Genomic DNA, 23,870 nt, shown 5'->3' with positions numbered 1-23,870 from the left:
AAGGGTCTCCCTGTTTCAGGGAGACCCTTTGCGTTGGTTATCTAAGCTCACCCGCGGCGACTATCGCAACAGGCCGTGAGCCAAGGAGATCACTGGGCGACGTTTCGGCGGAGTTGAAACCTTTTCGCCGTTCACCGGCTTGAGCTCCGGCAGACCCCCCTTCGAGGCGTCGAGCAACAATTGATATTGCTCATCGGCCGCGACGAACTGCCCTGCGTCATGCAGCACTTCGGCGTAGCGCTTTCGCATCGCCAAGTTCTCTGGAACCTGCTTTACGCAGAGCGCTAGTAAGCGTGAAGCTTTGTCGCCGGCGCCGGCGTTCGCAAAGTATTCGGCAAGCTCCGCTTTCAGATCTAGCGAGGATCCTTCGATCGTCACCAATTGTTGATAGATCTCGTCGATCGTCGTTTGGGTCGTCGGCGTTAACCTTTTCAGCCGACGTACGGCGGTTACATAGGTCGCCCAAAACTGGTCATCCTGTACGGCGTCGATCGCCAGTTGGTCAAGGATCGGCGCCGCTTCTGCGAAACGTCCGTCGGCGATCATGAGATCGGCGACACGTTTTTGAATCGCCTGCGTTTCGTAGTCGGATTGGACCAGCGTTTGGAACTGAATGATCGCCAGATCGGACTGTCCAGTCTGCGCCAACGATTCGGCATAGAGCCGACGCGTCAGGTGGTCGGTAGGATGCTCATTCGTTAAAGTCTCCAGGGAAGTTAACGCCTGATCGATATTTCCATCGGCAAAATCGAGACGAGCCTGAATCAGGCGCGACTCATATCCACCCGGAAGAATCGACAGCAGGCGTCGCACGTCGTCATACGCTTCCTGATCGACAAGCAGATTGGCTAACTCCAGGGCTGCTTGTGGGTCGCGCCGCCGATCGAGCGCCTGTTGGTAGGCGGCGATCGCGAGGGGAATGTCGTTCAAATCGCTGGCGCTGCGAGCCGTTCCTAGGAAAGTGTTGATCTGTTCCTCGGGCGTGCCTGACAAGATGCCGGAGTTCAGATCGGTTTCAATCGCTTTGAACTCGGCCAGCGCTGCGGACGTCTGCTTGGTCTTTAGCAAACGGTTGGCGCGTGCCAGCTTCAAGCCGGTATTGCGCGGATAATCCGCCAGGATTAACTCCTCCAACTTCGCCAAGCGATCCGAGTCGCCCATCATTTCTAACACCGCTCGGGCGTCGAATAGGACGGTTGGATTGTGGAGCGTGTCTTGGGAAGTAAGCAGCTTGGTCAGAATGGTATCGGCTCGTCGTTGATCCTCGATTGTGAGCGTTTCGCTCTGCGCGATATAGGAGAGGAAGTAGTTGTCGTTCCAGAGATACCAGGCCGAAGCGATGCAAAGCACCGAAGCGGCAAGCGCCAGCCAACCCGATTCAATCGCCGGTCGGAGCAGCGGGCTCCGCGTGCTGGTAGCGATAGGATTGACCACTTTCGCGACGTTTGATTCGCTTCCCAGGGTCAGAATGCTTTTCAGAATACTGCGCGATTGACCATCGAACTTGTTAAAAAAGAGTCGATATTCGTGCAGCTTCGGCGTCTGCTCCAGTTTGCCTCGGCCGGTCAGTTGTCCAGCCGGCGAGTCAATCCGGAAATATTGCTCTTCGTTCAGCGGTAGCAAGCTCTTCGATTCGAATAGGAGCGAGTTGTCTTCTACGGTGCTCGACACGGCGGTCGCTACCACCGGCGAAGCCGCGTCGCAGGCGAGTTCCAGCGGCAAACGGCAAGTCTTCGGATCGAGCGGTTGTGAGAACCGTGCGTCCAATCGCTGGTATTGTCTCTCCACGGCGGTTTCCGCCGAAATCGACCAAAGGTCACTCATTGCCTGACCGGTCAGATCAACGAATTTAAAGCCGATCCGATACGCTTGGAGCCCGGTTCGCCCGCCGTTGAATTGCTGGCAACTGCGGACTTCCCCTTGGCAGCGCAGGGTGCGCTGCGTGGTCGACAGCGTCAGGTCGACGTGCGAGCCGACGGGGAGCGCTTGATAGACGACGACGCCCAGACCGGTTTCGTTGACGTCCAGGCTAACCGCTTGTCCCGCAAGGGCATCGGCCTGGTAACGGACGTGGACTTCATTCGTAGGATGGCGCCATGAGAAGCGTTTGTCGGCCGGGCGCAGCGATTTCCGAATGACCTGAAAGGCCATCATCGATTGAATCGCAATCAGGGCTCCCCCCACGATCAGACCAAAATAGTCCGAACTGACGCCGAGAAAGATCTTCGCCGTCGCCCAAGCGATCGCGCTGACTCCTAGTGCGATCAAGACAATATGGGGCGCGATCAACGCGGTGATGTTGGCGCTTTGGCGACCCCGTTTGCTGGTGACCACAAACTTGCCGCGACCACGTTGCCACAAAGCGCGCGTCAAACAGCGGCATTGAATCCAAAAGTTGGTCATGGCCTGAACTTCAATATCCCAGAGTCGGCCATAACCATCACTGGCGATTTTGACCGCGCACAAGGTTGTCAGCATATAGAAAAGCGTGATCAAACCAAGCGCGATGCTAAACTGCCCGACCGGAGAAACGCCGGTAAACAGCATCAAGATCGGAGTCGCGTACAACACCGCTTTGGCGGGGCCCGTCGTCCAGCCGAGCATCGAACCCAGGTAGTTCAAGCGTTGGCCGAGCGTCAGACCTTTCATCGTTAGCGGATTATCGTAGGCGAAAATGCTCAGATTTCCCTCGCCCCAACGAAGTCGCTGCGAAGTGAACGTCGTGATATCTGGCGCGGCCTGAGCCGAGATCATGCGCTCATTCACGAAGAGCGATTTCCAGCCCTTGGCGTGAATTCGCAGACCGGTGTGCATGTCTTCGGTGATTGTCTCGGTCGCGATCAGTCCCACGTCTTGCAACGCCGAACGACGAAAGATCGCGGCGCTGCCGCAAAAGACGTTGGCGTTCCAGTTGTTCTTGCCAGGCTGGATAACGTTGTAGAAGAGCTGGCCTTCTTCCCAATAAATGCCGCGTTTGTAATCGATATGCGATTGAAAGCTATCGAAGTTGTAGAACGCGTGGGGCGTCTGTACGAACGCGAGCTTCTCGTCCGCAAAATAGCCGAGCGTTCGCGAAATGAAGTTGGGACGTGTAACATGGTCGGCGTCGAAAATGACGACAAACTCGCCGCTTGTGCGATCCAACGCGTTATTCAAATTGCCCGCTTTGGCGTGCATATTGTTTTCGCGCGAAATGTATTCGACCCCCATTTCCCGGCACAATTCCGCCACTTCTGCGCGGCGGCCATCGTCCAGAACGTACGTCGTGTGGGGATAGTCGAGCTGATTGAGCGCGTTAATCGAACCACGCAGCAACTGCACGTCTTCGTTATACGTCGGCAGAAAGACGTCCACGGTGCGGTTCTTCAGCGGGGGGACGGGATCCGGATCCGAGGAATCCCAAATTTGAAAGAAGTAGAGGAACATTAAGAGAATGCCCCAGCACTCGGCGCCTAATAGTAGAAGTGAAGCGGAGAGTGAGTAATAACTTTCCATATTTATGGAAAAGGTTGTTCTGTACAAGACATACGTAATCGCCGCGATTGCTGCGAAGGCAATCGCTATTTGCCTTATACGATTCGATGAGTGTTTCCTAGATCCGGCCCGAGACATGGTTTCGCCCTCTCAAATGTTCCAGTAGGTATCTTTTCCGCAACAGAAGATGCGTAAAGCAAACGATGGGCCAAGAACTAACTCTTTTGGTGGAGTTGTTCGTATCCGCTACAAACCCCGTAACCAGCCCCTTATTGACCAGGAATAACGCGATCAACAACCATAGCGGTCATCGCTATTCTGTTCGGTTTGGGGGGAAAGGTTCCGGGGAGCATGTAGTGATCGTGCGCTTTAGCGCAGCAAATAAGCAACGCATGCACATTTTTTGTTCGAAAGCCGGCATTTTAGGTCAAGAAATGCTCGCCGCCCAGGATGGAGGTGGCTTATGTTGCGTGTGGAGGAGGAGCAAAAGTCCGTTCGACCCGGCTCTGTGGAGAGCTAGAATGAAGCAACGAGAGCTTTCATTTCTTAGATCATGCTTTTGCTATCGATTTGTCCCCTGTAGAGAAATCGGGGGGTGACTTGGGAGAACGTTTGAGTGAAACCGGATCGGCGATATTTTCTGAAAATGAACATTGCAGCCATGGGAATGGTGAGCTGGGGGTGTTCTACAAATCATGATTCGCAAGACTCACTATTGCCGTTTCGTACAACGTTGAATTTGGCTGGAGCCGAGTTTGGAACCAATATTCAAGATTTTTCTCAATATAATCTTGGCGATTTGCATCGAGACTATACGTTTAATAGTCGAGCGACGGTTCGCTACTTTTGCGAGCGGGGGGTGACCGCTTTTCGCATCCCGATCAGTTGGGAACGCCTGCAGCCTGAATTGCGCGGCCCATTGCAAGCTGACTACTGCGGCAATCTTCAGTTGTTGCTCTCTTGGATCGCAGAAGCGAAAGGAACGGCAATTCTTGATCTTCATAATTATGGTCGCTACCGCGTTTACCGTAGCGGTCGCCCGATCGAAGCGGTCTTGGGAGAGACGACGGACGGCGCACTGCTGCTGTCAGAAGACGATCTTGCCGATGTTTGGCGCAAACTCGCGGAACGGCTTTCGGACAATCCGACCGTCATCGCCTACGGCCTGATGAATGAGCCGCACCACATCGCGGCGCACGTTTGGAAACGAGCGTCGAATCGAGCCGTCGCCGCGATACGTGAGCTGGATCCTGACCGTTGGATCACCGTCTGTGGCAACGAATGGGCGACAGCGCAAAACTTTGAAGAGGTGAATGGACCGGAACCGTGGATACGCGATCCGTCTAACAAAACGATTTACGAAGCGCACGCCTATTTCGATGCGGATCGGAGTGGGAAATACGAACTGACATTCGACCAGGAAGCGGCTCGCGATCCGCAACTTTCTCAACGTCCGCAGCAGGTCTTAACGCCGTTTCTGAGTTGGTGTCGGCGAAACGGCGTGCATGGTTATGTCGGCGAAGTGGGCGTGCCGAAATCAGAATCTCGCTGGCACGAGCTATTGGCGTCAGGCTGCCGCCTGATCCGTGATGCGAATTGCGCGATCGGCTATTGGGCGGCCGGCGAGTGGTGGGGAGACTATCCTCTATCCGTTCAGCCTGAGTCGCTGGATGATCCGTTGCCGATCCAGATGGCGGTCGTGTGCGACAATATGAGACCCAGTACGGCGAATTAGTGCGAAGCACGCCTACGGCCGTATCGCTTGCCGCATCGCCGCCGCCGATTCGCGGGCAAACCGCTTTTGCAAATGCCGCATATAGGGATAGGCCAGCTTCGCCGATACGCGGTTCGGCCGCGAGAAAGCGAGGATGTCGTACCAGACGTCGCCGGCGTCATCCATTTCAATCAGAAACCGCTCTTCCCCAGACTCGGCATGCGCCGGCAACGTGCCGTAGGCGAAACCGAATTGCTTGGGCTCTTCAATCGTGCATACAATTCGGCAGGCGTTCAGCCACCAGAAGCCGCCTGCTCGCGCAACGATCGCGACCATCTCGCCGGCTTGAATCGGCAGTGCCGGTGGGAAGGTGGTTACCCAGCCAAGTTGAAACTGCGTCCACTTTTGCAGCGCTATGCGACCTTGGGCCAGCGACTCCTCTCCATGTCCCAAGCGGACTCGCGTATGATCGACCTGATACTCGGACGGCGGGGTCGCTAACGTTGCGCCAACCATGGGATAGCTGAAGTCGCGTGACGCCTGGGTTTGCAGGAATTGTCGCACGGTTTCTGATTTGGGTTGACGGATCCGCAGCATTTCGGTTGAGAGTGTTAGAGAACCGGGCGAGAATCAACGCTGCGACGTCCTATCAACCGCAAACCGCAGCGTTCTGAAAACAAGTGAAATGCGAATGCATGAAAAATAATAGCATAACCCCGCAAGGCTACGCTCCTTCTCGAGTCCTCCTGACGGGGGCGACTGGGTACGTCGGCAGTCGCTTGCTTTCTCGGCTGGAAGCCTGCGGCTTGTCCATTCGATGTCTGGTGCGCGATCCCGCCAAATTGCAGGGGAAATACAACGAGCCGACGGAGGTAGTCCAAGGAGACGTGCTGAATCGAGCTTCGCTCGTCGCAGCGCTCGACGGCGTCGAAACCGCCTACTATTTGGTCCATTTAATGGCCTCGTCTCCACAATTTGAGCAGCAAGATCGAGAAGCGGCGGAGAATTTTGCGGCCGCAGCAAAGGCAGCAGGGCTACGACGAATCATCTATCTAGGAGGACTAGGCGACGACGATGACCCGACTCTCTCGCCGCATCTGCGCAGTCGTCACGAGGTGGGAGATATATTTCGGCGGTCTGGCGTCGAAGTGATCGAATTTCGCGCTTCCGTCGTCGTAGGCAGCGGCAGTCTTTCGTTTGATCTCATTCAATCTTTGACCAATCGACTGCCGGTGATGATTTGTCCTCGTTGGTTGGCGACCCCAACACAGCCGATCGCGATCGAAGACATGCTGCGATATCTGACGGCGGCGCTCGACTTGCCGTCAAGCGAGAGCCGCATCTTTGAGGTAGGGGGAAGTGAGATTGTCACTTACGGCAACTTGATCCAAGAGTACGCTCGGCAACGCGGATTACGCCGTTGGCTGATCTCGGTTCCGATTCTGACGCCGCGGCTTTCGAGTCTGTGGCTAGGCCTGGTGACGCCTGCCAGCGCCGAGGTGGGACGGCATCTGATCGAAGGACTTCGCAATCCAACCGTGGTTCGCAATCCCGACGCGCTGCAGGCATTTGCGCTGCGGCCGATGGGAATCGAACAAGCGATTCGCGAAGCGCTGCAACCATCGGATTCCGCCGATTGAGTTGGAAGCGTACGCCGGCTGTCTTCTTCGTCAACGCGACGGTCAAGGAAAAGATCGAGCGGCGCCTACTATCGTATGCAACAACAGGAGGTGAAAGAAAAGATTGGCCGACTTACTCGCGTTGCTAAAAACGCGAGTTGATTATGCCTCGATAGCGGGGTAGTCTTGGATCAGTACTTCGCCCTCATGAGCAATGCCCCGTCGAAAGTTATATCTATGTCGAGCCAATCGCCGATCAAGTTAAAACCCGAGTCCGCGCTGCAAATCGCCAATCCGCAGGATCTGCTGACGATTCGTTACCCTGCCACGCAAAGCTTTGTCGGCAAGTTTGATGGAGTGGAGTCGTCTCACGGCAATTTTGAATTGGGCGGAACCAAGCCGAAAATCGTCTTTCGTGGTCGCAAGTACAAGCTGGTCAAGATTCATATTCATGAGCTGTCCGAGCATGTCGTGGGTGGAGATTCGCCGAGTCAATTTGAAGTTCACTTTGTGCATATCCCGGTGCATGGCGAAGGCTCGGATCCCAAGGTGGTGCTCGGCGTTCTCTATCGAGAAAGTGAAGAAGCCGAACGACTTTGCGGCGACGAGGCGATCATCGCTTCCCTCGGAGACGAGGAAGGCTGCGGTACGGAAAAGGGGGACGGCAAACCAACCCATAGCGTGACGCCGGCTCGCTTCTTTCCGCGAGTGTGCGGTTCCAGCGAGCCCGACTTCGACAGTTGGTATTACTACGAGGGGTCGCTGACGAGCTATCCCTATTCGGAAGATGTCAGTTGGTTCGTCATGAAGGACGAAGCGGTTGTGCATCCCGACGAAACCCGCGCGTTCAAACGTTGCTCGCAACAGCATGCTCGCGGGTTACAGCCGCTGGAACGGCGTTTGGTGCTACGTAGCTTTGGAGAATAAAGGATTCGTTTTGGTCCGACAAAACGATCGCACGCTTCTACAGCGGGAACGCTGGCGCTGAACTGCAGGTAGCGATCGCGTCCAGCCAGCGAAAACCGGTCGGCCTCAGTTCTCCGGCATTCGATTTGCATTCTAAGGCATACGCATCGGCAATCTTGCCTTTGCGGTGAGTGGCGTCGCTTTTTGCGATCGCGCTCCCACCAACCTGCGCCAAGATCGTTCAAGGAGAACCATCATGAAAAATGAAATACAAATCAACGACGATATCACTGTGGGGCCGCAACCGAATGAAGCGGAAATCGGGCAGCTGAAATTAGAGGGCTTTCGGACGATCGTCAATTTTCGCGAAGATGGCGAAGACGACCAGCCGATCACGCCGTCGCACGAGAAAGACTGGGTCGTCGCGGCCGAAATGGAATATCTTCATCTGCCGGTGTCAATGATGACGATGTCACCGCAGATCGTCGATGAGTTTCGCGATAAGTACCAGTATCTGCCCAAGCCGATCTTCGCTCATTGCGCCAGCGGCAAGCGAGCCGGCGCCATGGTGATGATGCACTTAGCTTGCGAACAAGGGATGTCTGGAGAAGAGACGTTGAAGCAAGCGGAAGAGCTTGGCTTCGAATGTGACAAGCCGGAATTGATCGAGTTTGTCAAGAGTTACGTCGACAATCACTCGCACGTTGGTTAGCAGCGAGCGGATCCAGCGGCGCTGCGATAATTTGCTACATCGCAGCGCTGATCTGGGTGTATGATGAAGTCGCCCATCTCTGCCATTTTATTGGGAGGCCATCATGAATGAGACTGCAGCCCCGGTTGATCTTCCCGCCGCATCGACTGCCGCAGGTCGCTGGTTGAAAACGATCGTCATCTCGTTGATCTTGCTGGTCGTTGCAGTCGGCGTGCTGTGGATTGTCGGAGGACAGCCGGTTCATTATCGGGCGCATGTTCGCATTCTCGCGGCGCCTGAGAAAATCTTCCCCTACCTGACCGAACCTGACCTACTAATGCAGTGGATGGAAGGGGTCGTCGAAATCAAACCGCTGACCGACCAGGGACACCAAGAAGGCGCCAAAGCGGTTGCGGTGATGGAGCGAAATGGCGATCGCTTTGAAATGGAAAGCGAAGTGCTGAAGACCGTGCCCAACAAAGAGTTGAAAGTGCGGCTGCAGAACAACATGTTTGATCTGGTCAACGACTATCAATTGAAGTCCAACGGCGGCGAAACGGACGTCTCGATCGATATGGAAGCGAAGTTTCTCGGCTGGGCGCGGATCACGGCGCCGTTAATCGGCGGCGCGATCGAATCGAAGTTGGAGGCCGATTTTAATCAGCTGCGCGAGAAAGTGGAATCGAAGCGGTAGCCGATCTCTGGCTGCTTCGCCTTGTCGGATGTCGGCGGCTCTATTACTCTTGCATCCAACGCTGCCTGCTCGCTGGCGGCGTATTCCTGCAGGAGATTCCGCTTCATGCCGTTTCGTTGGGACTATAAGCAACACGCAGCGCTCGCGTGGTTTGTGCTGAAGTGGTTGGCGATTTGCCTTCCGCTGGGGATTGTCGTCGGCTCATCGGTCGCAATCTTCCTATGGGCGTTGCATGTGGTGACGCTGCTGCAATGGGACAACTCCTGGCTGCTCTATCTATTGCCGTTGGCCGGGATCGCGTCCGGACTGATGTACCACTATTTAGGGCGCGAAGCGGAAGCCGGCAACAATCTGATCATGGAGCAAATCCATCAGCCCGGCGGCGGCGTGCCGCTGCGGATGGCGCCGTTGGTATTGATCGGAACGTTGATCACGCATCTGTTTGGCGGATCGGCCGGTCGTGAAGGAACGGCCGTGCAAATGGGGGGAAGTCTCGCTGGCGTTCTTGGTCGCTTGTTGAAACTGACGCCGGACGAAACGCGGATCTTACTTTCGGCCGGCGTCGCGGCGGGCTTTGGCGCTGTGTTCGGCACGCCGCTCACCGGCGCGATCTTTGCAGTCGAAGTGATCGCGATCGGCAAGATGAGCTACAAGGCGCTGATTCCCTGTCTGCTCGCCAGCGTGATCGGCGATCAGGTCAACACGGCGTGGGGAATCGGCCATACGCATTATCACATTGGGTTTGCGGCTGAGATCAGCAGCAGCCTAAGCGCCGTTTCGCTCGACTGGGCGCTGACCGGCAAAGTGGCGATTGCGGCGATCTTCTTCGGCCTGGCGAGCGTGCTGTTCGCCGAGCTGACGCATGCGATCAGTGGAACCGCCAAAAGGTTCATCGCGATTCCTTGGCTGCGCCCGGCGGTGGGCGGTTGCGTGGTGATCGCGCTCGTGTGGTTATTGGGGACACGTGACTATCTGGGGCTGGGCGTCACGCCGCATCCGCCGGATTCCGGCATGATCTGCATCGAGTCTTGTTTTCAGCCCGGCGGCGCCGATTGGATGAGTTGGTGGTGGAAGCTGCTGTTTACCGCGGTCACCGTCGGCAGCGGATTTAAAGGGGGCGAAGTGACCCCGTTGTTCTTTATCGGCGCGGCGCTCGGCAACGTGACCGGCGTCATGCTGGGCGCTCCGGTCGACTTGATGGCGGGCCTCGGCTTTGTCGCGGTCTTCGCCGGAGCGACCAACACGCCGCTGGCTTGCACCATCATGGCGATCGAGCTATTCGGGCCCGGCAATGGAGAGCTGCTGAGCTCTGGGTTTGTGGTCTATGCGGCGATCGCTTGCTTCTTGTCGTATTTCCTCAGCGGCAGTTCGAGCATCTATCAGGCGCAGAAGCGAGACGAGGGAAAAGCAGAAAGCGGAAAGCCGAAAGTGGAGGAAGAGGAGCTTTCTTCGTAGCCTACAATTTCAGAATTGTTTGCGATGGAATGGTTGGCCGCGATGGCTCCGCTGTCGGGGCCGACGAAGTCGCCAAGAAGCATCAGGCCGAGATCAGCTGGTAAGCGGCGATCTTTTCACCGTTTGATCTCGCGAAAGCTTTACGAACTGCCAGCCTAGCGCCAATGCATCTTGCGGCTGCGCCGCGCTGATAGCGGAGCTCCTTGGGATACGCGGCTTACGCTACGCTTCACTCGCTCATTTTTTCGTGGTGGACTTCGTCCCCAGCGGTTTGCTGATCAGCATTTTTAGCTTTGACCCGTCGTCGACCAGTTTGCCAGCTTCGATATCGGCTTCGGTGAATTTGGCCAACAGGATCTCGCCGTCGGTCGCGCGGTTGCGATCGTAGGAGATATAGATGCGACCGTCAGGCGCCTGAAAGCCGTCGGGGTAGGAGACTCCTTTTCGCTCATCGAGGACGAGCCCACCGGTCCAGGTCTTGCCTTCGTCGTCCGAGAGCCAAGCCGACAACTGAACGCGTCCATGATGCGAGTCGATCTTGTCGCCATGTTTGATCAGCAAGATCTTGCCCGAGGCCAATCGTCGCACATGGAACCGTGCGTTGGGTTGTTGGATTCCGGCCGGTTCGCTCGGCTTGGCCCAGGTTTCTCCGCCGTCGGTTGAGATCGATTGCATAAGCCCTTTGGTGGTGCGGGCCAACATCCAGAGCGAGCCATCTTCCCGCTCGACAATCATATGCTCGTGCCAATCAGGATTGGGGAAAGTCGCGGCGCCGCGGCGCTCCCATGACTTCCCTTGATCGCTGGAGACAAAGACGTTGGCGCCACGCAGCGGATCCAGCTCGGTAAAGCAACCTTTGAATTGTCGGAAACCGGGGCGCTGATCGAGCGAGATCGGCAACATCCACTCGCCGGTCGATAGGACGGTCGGCTTGTTGAGGGTCACGCCGTGCCAGATGCGACGCGGCGCTGACCAGGCAGGCTCGTCCGCATCGGGGTTCTCACAAACAGTCGCCCAGACCCCTGCTCTGCCGTCGAACATATCCATCGACTGATCGAAAATCAGCCAGAGCCGCCCTAGCGGATCGGTCCAGAGATTGCCGACCAACACGCTGCGATCGAGCGGCAGGTTGGGCGAATGGGCATCAACCACCAACCGCGGCGGCGACCACGTCTCTCCGTCATCGTCACTGCTGGCCAACACGAAGTAGGCCTTGGGACTATCGCCGCCGGCAACCCAACAAGCCCAGAGTCGCCCGTTGGGAGTCCGCTCGATGCCGATCGTCATTCCATAGTCGAGCTTATCGAGACCATACTTGGGGAGCGGCTTGGTATTGAGCGTCGGCGGAATCATCGCAAGATCGGCGACTTTCTCCAACACTTTGATTTCGAACGCGCGCGTTTCCTCTGGCGTCATCGATGCGAAGTCTTTGTCTGCGGCACAGGCGTAGGATAACGAAGTGAGCGTGATTAGTGCGCATAGCAGCAGGCGAGAAGCTGGCATGGGGGTGGTCTCGATCGGCGGGGTGGGATTTCTTGCAGAGCGAAAGCTGGCGATATTATAGACAATCGCCAAGCGAAATGCGCCCAAATTGGGGCAAACTATCGACCGAGTCCTTCGACATGATGCGATGAAGAGATCACCCCAATTCCGCTCTCCCAATCAGCGTGTACTTCGGCCCGCGGCGTTCTAGCTGGCTCGCATAGATGTTCGCCTCCATCGCGGGTGAGACCCCTGCTTCAAACTCCGCATGTTCTTCCAGCAGTTCGGTCAGTCGCTCTACCTGCGACGAAAGTCGTTTGATGCGGCCGATCGAGAGATGCGGATGATACTTGCGGGCTGTTTCGGGATAGCCGATCGTGGCCAACTCTTCGGCGATTGCGTGTTGCATCTGGCAAAACGCGTCGTGGCCTTGCGTCATGCCTAGCCAGATGGTGCGAGGACGCGTGATGTCGGGAAAAGCGCCGACGCCGCCGATCATAAAGTCGAACGACGAGACCGACTCGGCGCCGCGCATCGCCGCGCGGCTGACGTCGATCGTTTCTTCCGGCGTGATGTCTCCGAGGAAGCTGAGCGTGATATGCATATTATCAGGCTCCACCCATTTGACGTCGGCGTTGCTCGCGGCCAACTTATCAATCAGATTTTGGGCGCGGCGTTTCACTTCGTCGGTGACGGCCATTGCGATAAAGCAGCGCGTTACGTTCATAGTGGTTCTCTCGGCTGCTCCTCAAGTGAGCTTCGTTAGAAACTCAGCATCTGGCGATATTCTTTGAACCGAGCGTCGACTTCGGCGCGCTCGATCTTCTTCATCTTTTCGAGGCTGAAGTCTTCGACGTTGAAGCTGGCGACGACCGTGCCGTAGGCCATCGCTTCTTTCAGCGTGGCCGGCGAGAAGTCGTTCTTCTCGGCCAGGTAACCCATCATTCCGCCTGCGAAGCTGTCTCCGGCGCCGGTCGGATCGATCACGTGTTCGGTCGGATAGGCGGGCATGACGTAGGTTTCATGCTCGGAGAAGAACATCGCGCCATGTTCGCCCTTCTTAAGGACGACGAACTTGGGCCCCATCTCCAACACTTTGCGGCCCGCTTTGACCAGGTTCTCTTCTTCGGTCAGCTTCTTCGCTTCGCTGTCGTTGAGGACTAGCCCGTCGACCTTCTTCAGCATCGCTTCGAGATCATCGCGAGCGATCTCGATCCAGAGGTCCATCGTATCGGCGACAACCAGCTTGGGGCCGGTCATTTGCTCCAGCACTTTTATCTGGGTCGAAGGAGCGCCATTGGCCAGAAACAGAAACGGCGTGCGGGTGAAATCTGCAGGCAAGGTCGGGCTGAAGTCTTCCAGCACATTCAGATGAACTTCCAACGTGTCGCGGTCGTTCATGTTCGATTGATACTTGCCGGTCCAGCGGAAGGTCTCGCCCCCTTTGACGATTTCGAGTCCGGCCGTGTCGACGTTGCGGCTCTTCAGCATCGCGGTATGTTCGCTCGGCCAATCTTCGCCGACCACGCCGACCAGTTTGACGCCGGTGAAATAGCTGGCCGCATAGGAGAAGTAAACGGCCGAACCGCCGAGCACGTCTTCGCGGGCTTCGGTAGGAGTATGAACGCTATCCAGAGCGATAGAACCGACGACGAGCAAAGGCATAACAGCTGCTTCCGGTGAAAGACTGACGGCGAAGATCGCGCCCGCTTTGATCACAGACGCCCAGCAAAAGGGCTGATTATAAGGAAAGTAGGGCGGTTTCGTCGACAGGTCGTCTTTCCGGCGCTCGTTTCTGCGTTGAGCTCTCTGCTAGGGCGTCAGTTCCCAACGCAGCGTGGTGATTCGCCCCTGTTCGGCCTGCAGTTGTTCGTCGCTGGCGTACTTTTTGGCGGGAATCTCGCGGGCCATGATCGAGAGGTCGATTTCGTTCACTTTCCAGGGCCAGGGAGAGATTTGGAATCGCCCTTCCCCCTGCGGCGTGATCTGGAGCGGCGTTTTGTCAGGCGTCGCCATCTCGTACGGCTCGGTCCGCTCGGCCATGCAGAACCAAAGGCTGATCCAGTCGAAGAAGCGGAGTTCGGCCAGCGCGCGTTGGGCGCGCTCTTTCGTGCGATCACGATCACTGACCATCCACTGGGCGAGCCAGAACTCGCACTTCTGCTCGTAATGCCGCAGGAAGATAATTCCGCCCGGCGTGCGGGCCGATTCGCTTTCGGCTCGGAGAATCGAAAAATGCCGAGCGACCATGTATTGCGCCAGCGGTCCCCAGGGCGCGACCGCTTCGATCGAATGCCGCCAGATCGATTCGGCCTCGGCGTGCGGCATATCGAGAAACGACATCGGACGGCCGGTTTGGCGATCGACGCGCGGCAGCGGATCCCATTGATCCCAGCCGTCATCATGATGATAGATCGCCGGCAGCGTGTTATGTCGACAAGGAAGCTCGATAAAGGGGCCGGCGCCCCAAGCTTCGGCCAGTCGTCCAGAGACGTGCGCATGCGCCGTCTGAAAGATGAGTTGATACACCGGCTTTCCGGCTTTGTCAAACGCGTCGCGTACAATCATGGGGGCCTCCTTGCTCCATTTTACGCGATCGACGCACCGTTGTGGCTGTGAAAATTGGCACGAAGCGAGCCGCGCGAAGTGCGCTCCAAAAGAAAAGGGACTAGCCTTCGCAGGCTCGTCCCTTCTGTTGGGCGTTCGCAGACGTTTTCGGGCGCCTACTTTTTCTTTTCCACGGTGAAATCAACGACGGATTCGCTCTTGGGCAGATCTTCTTCGAGCAAATAGTTGGAGAAGATCGTCGCACCTTGCGGATAGTGTTCGTCCGTGACGTTGCCGTCAAAGCCTTCGATCCGAATGCGATGCGGCCCGCCGACAGTTCCTTTTCCTTTCGGCGTCGCATATTTGCCATCTTTGATTTCAGCCATGGTCATGGGGCCCGAATTTCCTTGCGAAGAATCGGGCTCAAAGAAGATCTTGCCAGCCGGCAACGGCGCGCCCTGATAAGTGACCGTTCCCGTCAGGGAGTAGCGCTGGGGGCCGGATGACTCGGCCGACCCGCAGCCGATTGTCGTGAGTGCGGCGATGATCGCCAGCAAAGCAGGTACATATTTCATAGAGAAGACCCTTCTCGCTAATTTTAAAAACATTGCAAATAGGACACGGTCGCCTAGGGAGTGCTAAAGCCGCCGGTCGGCAGTCCGTCACTCCGTTTGCTGAGTTGGCGATGAATGTCGATATTGATGTTTTCGCTAATGAAGTGGATCGAACCGTCCCCCATCGCCATATGACATCCGCCTGGATGGTGGCTGCCGAAGGTGCCTGACATTTCGTCCCACATGTGGACTTCATTCGCGAGCGGATCATCTCCTGAGTTGATCTGGAAAGTTGCGGCGGCGATGTTCACCAGCAACGAGTCATCGTTGTTGATGCGCGCCGACGAACTCCATGCGGCCGTTTCGCAGCAAAAGTTGGGCTGGAACAGATATTTGCTCTCGCCAACCAGGTAGACGTTCGAGGATCCATCGGTCGCGCTTTGAAATCCGGTTCGGGAATTCAAATACAGCATGCCGTTGTTGTAGTTCAGCCGCGAGCCGTTCATCCGGCAGTTGTAGGCCGAGCCGTTGTTATTGCTTGGATAGGTGTCGCCTCCCATCACGCCCATGTAGTTGTTGGTCAGGCTGATGTTGCTGGCCAACGGATCCGACGGGCAATGGAACGCCGTTACCGGAGTCGTTTGCGGAATAAAGTTCGCATTGTTGGTTCCGCAGTTGGGATTCGTGCCGGTGTAGTCATCGTTGAAGCCCCAATACAGCGGCAAGCTGAAATCGAATTGATCATGGAGGTTTTGCTGCTCAATGAAGGGTAGCACCAGCACGGTCCATGATGCGCGACCATCTTGGCATTGATCGCCGTCAGGCGTGCAATCGGTGGTGACCCCGGTACGGCTCATATTACCGGATGGGAAAGCCAGAAACGTGTCGTGATAGTTGTGAAGCGCCAGGACGAGTTGCTTCATGTTGTTGCGGCAAGTGATGCGACGAGCCGCTTCGCGAGCTTGCTGGACCGCCGGCAAAAGCAGCGCAATCAGGACACCGATAATTGCGATAACCACTAGCAGCTCGACGAGGGTGAAGCCACGTCGTCGCTCTGAGCCCAACCGGTACTGAATCATGTCTGTCTCCAAAAAAGAAGAGAAAGGAATAAATAAAAACTCTTGCTTCTCTTGGTGATATTAACTCGCTGTATGTGGGTTTCTATGCCAAGAGTTGATATGTTTGACAAATAATTAGCAACAAATCATCAGAAAATGTCGGTTTCACAACTCGACCGACAATAATTTCGCTGCCACCCCTGATGGGCTGTTTGGTGGAGATGATGAGATCGCAACCACTCGTTGCGACGTTGAGATCGACGCTCGCTGCGATAAGAGAGTGATCGCGGTAGGAAAGATCCGTGATTGCGTCCACGTGCCTGCCGGAAACCAAGTGGTCGCATAGAAGAAGCGTTAGACCCAAGGCGCTTTCAGCTACGCCGCTTGCTCCGGCGGCAATTGCAGATCGGCGGTGGTCTCCAGACCATCGGCCACTGCCGGCAAGACGCCGATGCGCCGGAAGATTGGCGCAACATGTTTGCGCAGTCGCGGCAAGATGAAAGCGAAACCGATGCTTCCGGCTAAACAGCAGACGCCGCTGATCAGGATCGCGGTCGACGTGCCGTAGCGACTTGCAATGGCGCCGGCGATCAAACTGCCGATCGGCGCTGTGCCCATAATCGCCATCGTGTAGAGACTCATCACGCGGCCCCGTTTGTCTTCGTCGACAATCGTTTGCAGCAGCGTATTGCCGCCGGCCATTTGCATCATCAATGCAAATCCTGTGATCATCAACAAGCCCAGCGATAACGGCACGCTCCGCGAAAACGCGAAGACGATCATCGCCACGCCGTAGACCATTCCGGCGAAGGCCATTCGTTTTCCGAGTCCCAGCACGGTCCGGCGCGAAGCGAGATAGATCGCAGCGCCAAACGCTCCGAAGCCGGTTGCGCCGGTCAATAGGCCAAATAGATCAGGTCCGCCATGCAAGACGTCGCTGGCGACCGCCGGCAGCAAGACGGACATCGGCATCCCCATCATGCTGACCAACGCCATTAACAACAGCAGCGCACAAATCGGCGGGAACCCAAACGCGTAACGAAAGCCTTCAGCAATTCCAGCTCCTAATTTCGACCCAGCCGCACGGTGCAGTTGGGGTAAATCTCGCATCGACAGATAGGCGCCGATCACCGCGACGTAACTGACGGCGTTGAACATAAAGCAGGGGACGGCGCCAAACGCGGCTAGCAGCAGGCCTGCTGCGAACGGTCCGACGAGGCGCGATCCAGTGACAATCGAAGAATTCAAAGCGATCGCATTCGGCAAGTCACTGCGCTGCGGAACCATGTCGACCAGAAAGGCCTGGCGCGTCGGCATGTCAAACGCGTTGGTGACGCCCAGGATCAAATTGAGCACGATGATCTGCCAAACTTGAATATGTCCGGTCCACATCAAGACCGCCAACGTCGCCGCTTGCGTCATCGCGATCGTTTGAGTCAGCAGCAGCGTTCGGCGTCGACTGAACTGATCGGATAACGCGCCGGCGACCGGCGCCAGAAAGAACGTCGGTATCTGACCTGCGAATGCGACAACTCCCAGTAGCAGCGGAGAATTGGTCATTTCATAGACCAACCAGGCCAGCGCCGTTTGCTGCATCCACGTGCCGATCAGTGAGACGCTTTGCCCCAACAGAAACAAGCGATAGTTGCGATGGGCCAACGCGCGCACAATCCCCGCAGGTCCTGAAGCGGCGCTCTGCGACGGGGTGAAGTTGTGAGCCATTGCGTGCGGCGGAGTCCCAAAGATCTAACGGTGCAGCGTATTCCTTAAATAATTCGCGTACAAAGGGTTAAAGGCAAGAGCAGCTAGATGAACTTTCATTCATCTACCATCGAGCTCACGCTCTATCAAGGGAAGCTCGCCCTACTGCTTTTCGCGTTGCGGCAACGGCTGTTCGGTCAAACTTTCGAGAGGATCGCCGAGCGGCGGCATCATCCCGTTCTGTTCGAGCTTCGGAGCAGCAAGCTTTTGCAAGTTGGGCAGCATCCAGGCAAACGCGACGCTCCCGACCAAGCAACAGATGCCGCTGACCGTGATCGACGCCATTGGTCCGTAATACTGGGCGATCGTGCCGGCGATCAAACTGCCGGCAGGCGCGGTGCCGAGAACGGCCATCGTGTAGAAGCTCATCACGCGACCGCGCATTTCTTCGTCGACAATCGTTTGCAGCACGATATTTCCGCCGGCCTTGATTAGCATCAGCGAGAACCCGGTTACCGCCAAGATCGCCAGCATTCCCCAAGCGGCGGTCGCCCACGTAAACAACAACATCCCGCCGCCGTAGACGACGCCTGCTAGCACGATCCGCGATCCCAAACCGGCGATCGAGCTTCGGTAGGCCAAATAAACACCTGCCAAGATCGCGCCGACGCCGGTCGCGCCGGTCATTGCTCCGTAGAGATCGGGGCCGGCGTGCACGAGATCTTCGACCACCGCCGGCAAGACGACCGAGCCCTGCATGCCCATCACGCTGACCAGGCACATAAACAACAACAGCGCGTAGATCGGTGGAAATCCGCAGACATATCGAAATCCATCACGGATCCCATCACGCATTTCGATGTTCGCCGTCGGGGCAGGACTCGCCAAGTTGCGCATCATGAAGAGGCCGATGATCACCGGCACATAGGTAAACGCGTTGACCAGAAAGCAAAACGCCTCGCCCAGGGTCGCGAGCAGCAGACCTCCGACGAACGGCCCGATCAACCGAGACCCATTCACGACCGACGAGTTGATGGCAATTGCGCTGGGCAACTCTTTTCGATCGTCGATCATGTCGACCAAAAAAGCATGTCGCAGCGGGACCTCAAATGCGTTGATGATCCCCAGCACCAGGCTGAACGCGATGATTTCCCACTGATTGATTTGTCGAGTCCACACTAGCGCCGAAAGCATCGCGGCTTGCAGCAGCGCGAGATATTGCAAAGCCAATAAGGCGCTACGACGATTGAAACGGTCCGACAGCACGCCTGCGACCGGTGCTAGAAAGAAGGTCGGGATCTGCCCGGCAAACGCGACCAAGCCCAGTACAAACGTCGAATGGCCTAGCTCGTAGGTGAGCCAGGCCATTGCGGTGTATTGCATCCATGTGCCGGTCTGCGAGATCGCTTGTCCGCTGGCGAATAGACGAAAATTGCGATTGTGCAGCGCCGATCCCACCTTGGAAGGCTCGGGGGGCGGCGATTGCGAATCGTCATCACTGGGCATGCGCACTCTATCTGTCGGGGTAGGAGCGAAGACTTAGCAAGAATGGTACCCGCTGTTTCCCGCCGCTGGCTACGACGGAGAGAAAACTTTCGGCCCTGACGCCGAAAATTAAGGCTTTTCGGGGAATCGCGCAGCATGGCTCTCAACTCTGGGTCCAATGACGCGAGATCGATAAAGAGAGGGATCAACAGCGAACAAATCGCTCCTGCTTTGCAATGCGGCAAAACATAAAGCGCACAGAACTGCCGCATTCGAGGGATAAAACGCGAAGTTCCTGCTGTCTAAAGTGGACTAAAATAACGAAGATATCACGAGGTATTTCCGCGGTCTTTCACGTTGGTGAAGGAATCTCTCGGCGGATGCTCAGGCGGTCGCGTGTCGACAGGCCATTGATTCTAGACACTAATCTATAAGAAGAGGCGTCAAAATGTGGACCAAGTGCATTGCAGTTGGAGTATTCATGACGCTGGCGATCGGCTCGAATTTGCGTGTCGTCGCCGAAACGCTTCCCGGGACGCAGCCGCTGACCAGGAACGGCGACATCGCTGCGCAGATGGTCGCCGGGATCGATCGATTTTTGCTAGGCGAGATCGAAGCTTCGATCTTGGAACGCGCAAAACATTGGGAGTGGGATTTCTCCTCGCCCGAGCTGCATCAGCAAGCGATCGCCGCAAATCAAGCTCGGTTGGCCCATCGATTGGGCGTGCGTGAGCCGCGCATTCCGTTTGACGCTCCTAGCCTGCTGGCGACAACCGAGACTTCGGCCTTGGTCGCCCAAGGAGCTGGGTACGACGTCTTCGCCGTTCGCTGGCCGGTCTTAAAAAGCATGCATGGCGAAGGTTTGTTGTTAGTTCCGGTCGATCGAAAAATTGTCGCGGACATCATCGCGCTCCCTGACGCCGATCAGACGCCGGAGCAGATCGCGGGACTGGCCGACGGGTTGCCTGCCGAGTCGCAGTTCGCGCGGCGGCTCGCCGAGAGCGGATGCCGCGTGATTATTCCGACGTTGGTCAGTCGCGACATGGCGCGGCGCGGCGGTCGTGCGAATCTCTCGAATCGCGAGTACGTCTATCGCTCGTCGTTCGTCCAAGGACGACACGTGATCGGCTACGAAATTCAAAAGGTGTTGGCCTGCGTTGATTGGTTCGCCAGAGGGCAGGATGACGCAGAAATCGGGGTCATTGGATATGGCGAAGGTGGGATGCTGGCGCTCTATAGCGGGGCGCTCGACAATCGCATCGAGCGGGTTTGCATCAGCGGGTACGTTGCGCCGCGTGAACGAATCTGGCAAGAACCAATTTCGCGCAACGTCTTTGGGCGACTCGAACGATATGGGGACGCCGAACTGCTGAGCATGATCTGGCCGCGCCCCTGCGTGATCGAACAGTCAGCCCATCCGACCGTCACGTTGCCTGGCGAAGGGGGCGCACCTGGCCAGATTACGACTCCCACCGACGAAGAGGTCCGCCGAGAAATTGCCCGAGCCGCCTGCACGGATCATCTGATCGTGGGTCCCGTCGACGGCGATCAAGTCAATCATCCCTGCGGCCAAATGCTGGCCTCGTTTTTGCCCGCCGGCGCAAAGCTGGTCACCGTCGACTCTGCCGTCAAAGTAGTGCGAATGATTGACGCCGCCGCTCGCCAGCAGCGGCAAATGGAAGAGATGGACGCGTATGACCAGACGCTGATTCGCGCCAACGACTTTCGCCGGAAAGACTTCTTGAAGGATCTGAAAACCTCGTCGGTCGACGCGTATGAAGAGAGCGTCGAGAAGTACCGTGAGATCTTCTACGACGACGTGATCGGTCGCTTCGATCGGCCTCTGCTCCCTTTCAACTCGCAGTCGCGCAAGACCTGGGAAGAAGCCAAATGGATCGGCTATGAAGTGACGCTGGACGTCTTTCCCGATGTCTTCGCCTATGGCGTACTGATGTTGCCGAAGGATTTGCAACCAGGCGAGCAGCGGCCGGTGATCGTTTGTCAGCACGGCCTAGAGGGACGCCCTACCGACCTCTTCGATGGAAAGAAAGCTGCGTACGACAATTTTGCAGCGACCCTTTGCGAGCAAGGATATATCGTCTTTGCTCCGCAAAATCCGTACATCCACCAGGATCAGTTTCGCACGTTGCAGCGCAAGTCCAATGCGCTAGGAAAAACGTTGTTCTCGACGATCGTGCCGCAGCATCAGCAGATCGTCAATTGGCTAAAGGCGCAACCCAATGTCGATCCCCAGCGGATCGCCTTCTACGGGCTTAGCTACGGCGGCAAATCCGCGATGCGAATTCCGGCGCTGGTGCCCGACTATTGCCTTTCGATTTGCTCGGGCGATTTCAACGACTGGGTGCTGAAGACGGCGACCACGCAGCACAAGTTCAGTTATGTCTGGGCCGGCGAGTACGAGATCTACGAGTTTGATCTGGGGGGCACATTCAACTACGCCGAGATGGCGGCGCTAATTTGCCCGCGACCATTCATGGTCGAACGCGGGCACTTCGACGGCTGCGGCGACGACGAGTGGATCGCCTACGAGTTCGCCAAAGTACGCAACCTCTACCAGGCGAAGCTGCACCTAACCGATCGTGCCGAGATCGAATGGTTCATCGGCGGGCACGAGATCCATAGCCAGGGAACGTTCGCGTTCTTGAACAAACATTTGAATTGGCCACAATCACTGCCGTGAAAGCGAGATGCTGCAGACAGCAGGGGCCCCACTGGGAGCGACCGGTTCTTCCCGACAGGGCGCCGCTAATTTGCCACAGGATTGATTGAAGTTTCCTCGGCAGTTGCGCAGAATTGGGTAGTCGTGGATAACAAATGCGCAGCTCCCCCTGCGCGCGTCATTCTATAATGGGTGATATTACGTGACATTAAAAGCGGCTCTTGATGTTCGTCGCGGTTTGCGATGCTGGCGCCATCGGCTGTTTCATCAGTCATTGCGATTCTTCCTATTCTCCATGCCCCGGAAAGGGATCGGCATGCGTCTACGCAATCATCGTGGTTTTACGCTCGTCGAATTGTTAGTGGTCATCGCCATCATTGGCGTATTGATTGCATTGTTACTTCCGGCGGTGCAGCAGGCCCGCGAGGCCGCTCGTCGCATGAGCTGCAGCAACAAGCAAAAACAGCTTGGCTTGGCGCTGCACAACTATCACGACACGTTTCAAATCTTTCCGCATGGATACTTTGACGTCGGCACGTACCATCGGCGCGATACCTGGATGCAGCAGCTATTGCCATTTTTGGAACTGAACAACCTGGCCGATCAGTATAAAGCCGACACGAATCAGTATGTTCACAACATGACGGGCAGCTTTAAGACGGAGCAGCTGCCCGCGTTTCGTTGTCCTTCCGAAGCTGAGCAAGATGCGATGGGAGGGGCCGGTTCGAAAGTCGACGGGGGATTCCAGGGCAATTACATCGCCTGCACCGGCGACGGCTACATGCTTTATCAATACGCCGCTACCAGCACCAGCTCGACATTGATGCAGGGCGCCTTTTATCACCAATCGAAAACCAAAATGTCGTCACTGCTTGACGGAACCTCCAACACGCTCGTTTTTAGCGAATCAATCTGTCGACCCGGCGTCAACGGCTGGGGCGGCGCCGGAGGCTATTGGGGAGGCGCGCCGACCGGGTCGTACGGTTTTACAACCGCGCAAGGTCCTAATACCACCGTGCCGGATCGAATCTATGAATGCAAAACCACGACGTTTGAGCACGCGCCTTGCGTCTCCATCAGCACCACCGATGAAAAGGAAAATTTCGCTCGCAGTTATCATCCCGGCGGCGTGATGGCGACCACGGCTGACGGCGCGGTGGCGTTCTTCAGCAATACGATTTCGCTGCAAACATGGAAGGCGCTCAGCACGCGCGCTGGTTCCGAGGTGATCTCGGAGTAGCGTCGCGTCCTCTCACTACGATCCTTCCACGTTGGAGAATTGTGATGAAATTATTATTGCCAATCGGTTTGATCTTGCTGGCCTGCGCAGCTTGCGGTCCCAGCCAGGCGCCCATGTATCACCTGCAAGGGGAGATCTCGTACAACGGCGTTCCCTTGCAAAATGGCGAACTGTTGCTCCAAGACGCCGACGGCGTCGGCGCCAGTTTTCACTCGGTAGTTACGGACGGCAGATACGATCTGAAAACTTCGCCTGGGGAAAAGCTCGTACAGATTAAAGGCTACCGGAAAACAGGAAGGATCGTCGAACCAAATCCGGGCGAACCTGTCGAAGAGATCGAGTCGTTTTTGTCCAAAAAGTTCAACGACAAGTCGGCAATGAAGATTACCGTCAACGCCGATCGTGACGATCTTGATTTTCACCTGGCGAAGTAATACCGGATCGATCGAAGTATTCTCACCCTTCCATCGGCGAACCTCCCATGCGGGGTTCGCCTTGTTTTTGCGCTGACCGCGATTTGCGATAAGATGGAACTCCTTGTTTTGCAACTTCTGGTTTCCATCTCATTCG

General features: G+C 56.5%; 20 protein-coding genes. 9 read left to right on the top strand and 11 right to left on the bottom strand.

Annotated features, from left to right (window positions below):
* Positions 1–60: 60 nt before the first annotated feature.
* A complete protein-coding gene (locus DSM3645_RS29035; protein ID WP_237564938.1) occupies positions 61–3,495 on the bottom strand; it encodes a tetratricopeptide repeat-containing glycosyltransferase in 3,435 nt (1,144 codons plus the stop codon).
* A gap of 625 nt (positions 3,496–4,120) precedes the next feature.
* Here DSM3645_RS29035 and DSM3645_RS26010 point away from each other — a divergent pair.
* Entirely contained in the window at positions 4,121–5,209 is a 1,089-nt protein-coding gene (locus tag DSM3645_RS26010) for a glycoside hydrolase family 5 protein (RefSeq protein ID WP_237564937.1), read from the top strand.
* Between the two features lie 12 nt (positions 5,210–5,221).
* Here DSM3645_RS26010 and DSM3645_RS26005 read toward each other — a convergent pair whose 3' ends face one another.
* Entirely contained in the window at positions 5,222–5,752 is a 531-nt protein-coding gene (locus tag DSM3645_RS26005; protein WP_202595010.1) for a DUF1990 family protein, read from the bottom strand.
* A 131-nt stretch (positions 5,753–5,883) separates the two neighbouring features.
* Between DSM3645_RS26005 and DSM3645_RS26000 the strand changes: the two genes are divergently transcribed.
* The 5 genes from DSM3645_RS26000 to DSM3645_RS25980 all read left to right on the top strand — a co-directional run bounded on the left by DSM3645_RS26000 (position 5,884) and on the right by DSM3645_RS25980 (position 10,553).
* Positions 5,884–6,828, top strand: a complete 945-nt coding sequence (locus DSM3645_RS26000; RefSeq protein ID WP_050769511.1) for an NAD(P)H-binding protein — start codon at positions 5,884–5,886, stop codon at positions 6,826–6,828.
* Between the two features lie 216 nt (positions 6,829–7,044).
* Positions 7,045–7,734, top strand: a complete 690-nt coding sequence (locus tag DSM3645_RS25995) for a carbonic anhydrase family protein (RefSeq protein ID WP_002655634.1) — start codon at positions 7,045–7,047, stop codon at positions 7,732–7,734.
* Between the two features lie 235 nt (positions 7,735–7,969).
* Positions 7,970–8,425: a beta-lactamase hydrolase domain-containing protein gene (locus DSM3645_RS25990; RefSeq protein WP_002655632.1), complete on the top strand. Its 456-nt coding sequence runs from the start codon at positions 7,970–7,972 to the stop codon at positions 8,423–8,425.
* A gap of 103 nt (positions 8,426–8,528) precedes the next feature.
* A complete protein-coding gene (locus DSM3645_RS25985; protein ID WP_002655631.1) occupies positions 8,529–9,098 on the top strand; it encodes an SRPBCC family protein in 570 nt (189 codons plus the stop codon).
* 105 nt (positions 9,099–9,203) lie between these two features.
* Positions 9,204–10,553 (top strand): voltage-gated chloride channel family protein, encoded by a 1,350-nt coding sequence (locus tag DSM3645_RS25980; RefSeq protein ID WP_002655630.1) that lies wholly within the window; start codon positions 9,204–9,206, stop codon positions 10,551–10,553.
* Between the two features lie 237 nt (positions 10,554–10,790).
* On the opposite strand, the gene DSM3645_RS25975 is transcribed toward DSM3645_RS25980, so the two are convergent.
* The 8 genes from DSM3645_RS25975 to DSM3645_RS25940 form a co-directional block, all read right to left on the bottom strand.
* Positions 10,791–12,056, bottom strand: coding sequence for a sialidase family protein (locus tag DSM3645_RS25975; protein ID WP_002655628.1), 1,266 nt, complete (start codon positions 12,054–12,056; stop codon positions 10,791–10,793).
* A gap of 136 nt (positions 12,057–12,192) precedes the next feature.
* Positions 12,193–12,762, bottom strand: a complete 570-nt coding sequence (gene thpR, locus DSM3645_RS25970; protein WP_002655627.1) for an RNA 2',3'-cyclic phosphodiesterase — start codon at positions 12,760–12,762, stop codon at positions 12,193–12,195.
* Between the two features lie 35 nt (positions 12,763–12,797).
* Complete coding sequence (locus tag DSM3645_RS25965) at positions 12,798–13,700, bottom strand: PfkB family carbohydrate kinase (RefSeq protein WP_040353029.1); 903 nt, start codon at positions 13,698–13,700, stop codon at positions 12,798–12,800.
* A gap of 147 nt (positions 13,701–13,847) precedes the next feature.
* Positions 13,848–14,603, bottom strand: coding sequence for a DUF3891 family protein (locus DSM3645_RS25960; protein WP_002655625.1), 756 nt, complete (start codon positions 14,601–14,603; stop codon positions 13,848–13,850).
* 155 nt (positions 14,604–14,758) lie between these two features.
* On the bottom strand, positions 14,759–15,157 hold the full coding sequence (locus tag DSM3645_RS25955; protein ID WP_002655624.1) for a hypothetical protein: 399 nt from the start codon (positions 15,155–15,157) through the stop codon (positions 14,759–14,761).
* Between the two features lie 53 nt (positions 15,158–15,210).
* Entirely contained in the window at positions 15,211–16,215 is a 1,005-nt protein-coding gene (locus DSM3645_RS25950) for a DUF1559 domain-containing protein (RefSeq protein ID WP_002655623.1), read from the bottom strand.
* 354 nt (positions 16,216–16,569) lie between these two features.
* Entirely contained in the window at positions 16,570–17,916 is a 1,347-nt protein-coding gene (locus DSM3645_RS25945; protein ID WP_002655622.1) for an MFS transporter, read from the bottom strand.
* Positions 17,917–18,057: 141 nt separating this feature from the next.
* Positions 18,058–19,401, bottom strand: a complete 1,344-nt coding sequence (locus tag DSM3645_RS25940) for an MFS transporter (RefSeq protein WP_002655621.1) — start codon at positions 19,399–19,401, stop codon at positions 18,058–18,060.
* A gap of 460 nt (positions 19,402–19,861) precedes the next feature.
* Here DSM3645_RS25940 and DSM3645_RS25935 point away from each other — a divergent pair, with 460 nt between their 5' ends.
* Positions 19,862–22,081 carry an alpha/beta hydrolase family protein gene (locus DSM3645_RS25935; protein ID WP_161603422.1) on the top strand — a complete coding sequence of 740 codons (2,220 nt, stop codon included), beginning with the start codon at positions 19,862–19,864 and terminating at the stop codon, positions 22,079–22,081.
* A gap of 65 nt (positions 22,082–22,146) precedes the next feature.
* On the opposite strand, the gene DSM3645_RS30330 is transcribed toward DSM3645_RS25935, so the two are convergent.
* Positions 22,147–22,335 carry a hypothetical protein gene (locus DSM3645_RS30330; RefSeq protein WP_131282837.1) on the bottom strand — a complete coding sequence of 63 codons (189 nt, stop codon included), beginning with the start codon at positions 22,333–22,335 and terminating at the stop codon, positions 22,147–22,149.
* 41 nt (positions 22,336–22,376) lie between these two features.
* On the opposite strand from DSM3645_RS30330, the gene DSM3645_RS25930 reads away from it, so the two are divergent.
* Positions 22,377–23,300, top strand: coding sequence for a DUF1559 domain-containing protein (locus DSM3645_RS25930; protein WP_116344575.1), 924 nt, complete (start codon positions 22,377–22,379; stop codon positions 23,298–23,300).
* 44 nt (positions 23,301–23,344) lie between these two features.
* Entirely contained in the window at positions 23,345–23,734 is a 390-nt protein-coding gene (locus tag DSM3645_RS25925; RefSeq protein WP_002655618.1) for a hypothetical protein, read from the top strand.
* Positions 23,735–23,870: the final 136 nt, after the last annotated feature.

Origin of the sequence: Blastopirellula marina DSM 3645, from assembly GCF_000153105.1 — a bacterium.
GTDB classification, from domain to species: Bacteria; Planctomycetota; Planctomycetia; order Pirellulales; family Pirellulaceae; genus Blastopirellula; species Blastopirellula marina.
This window is presented reverse-complemented; position numbering and strand designations above follow the sequence as displayed.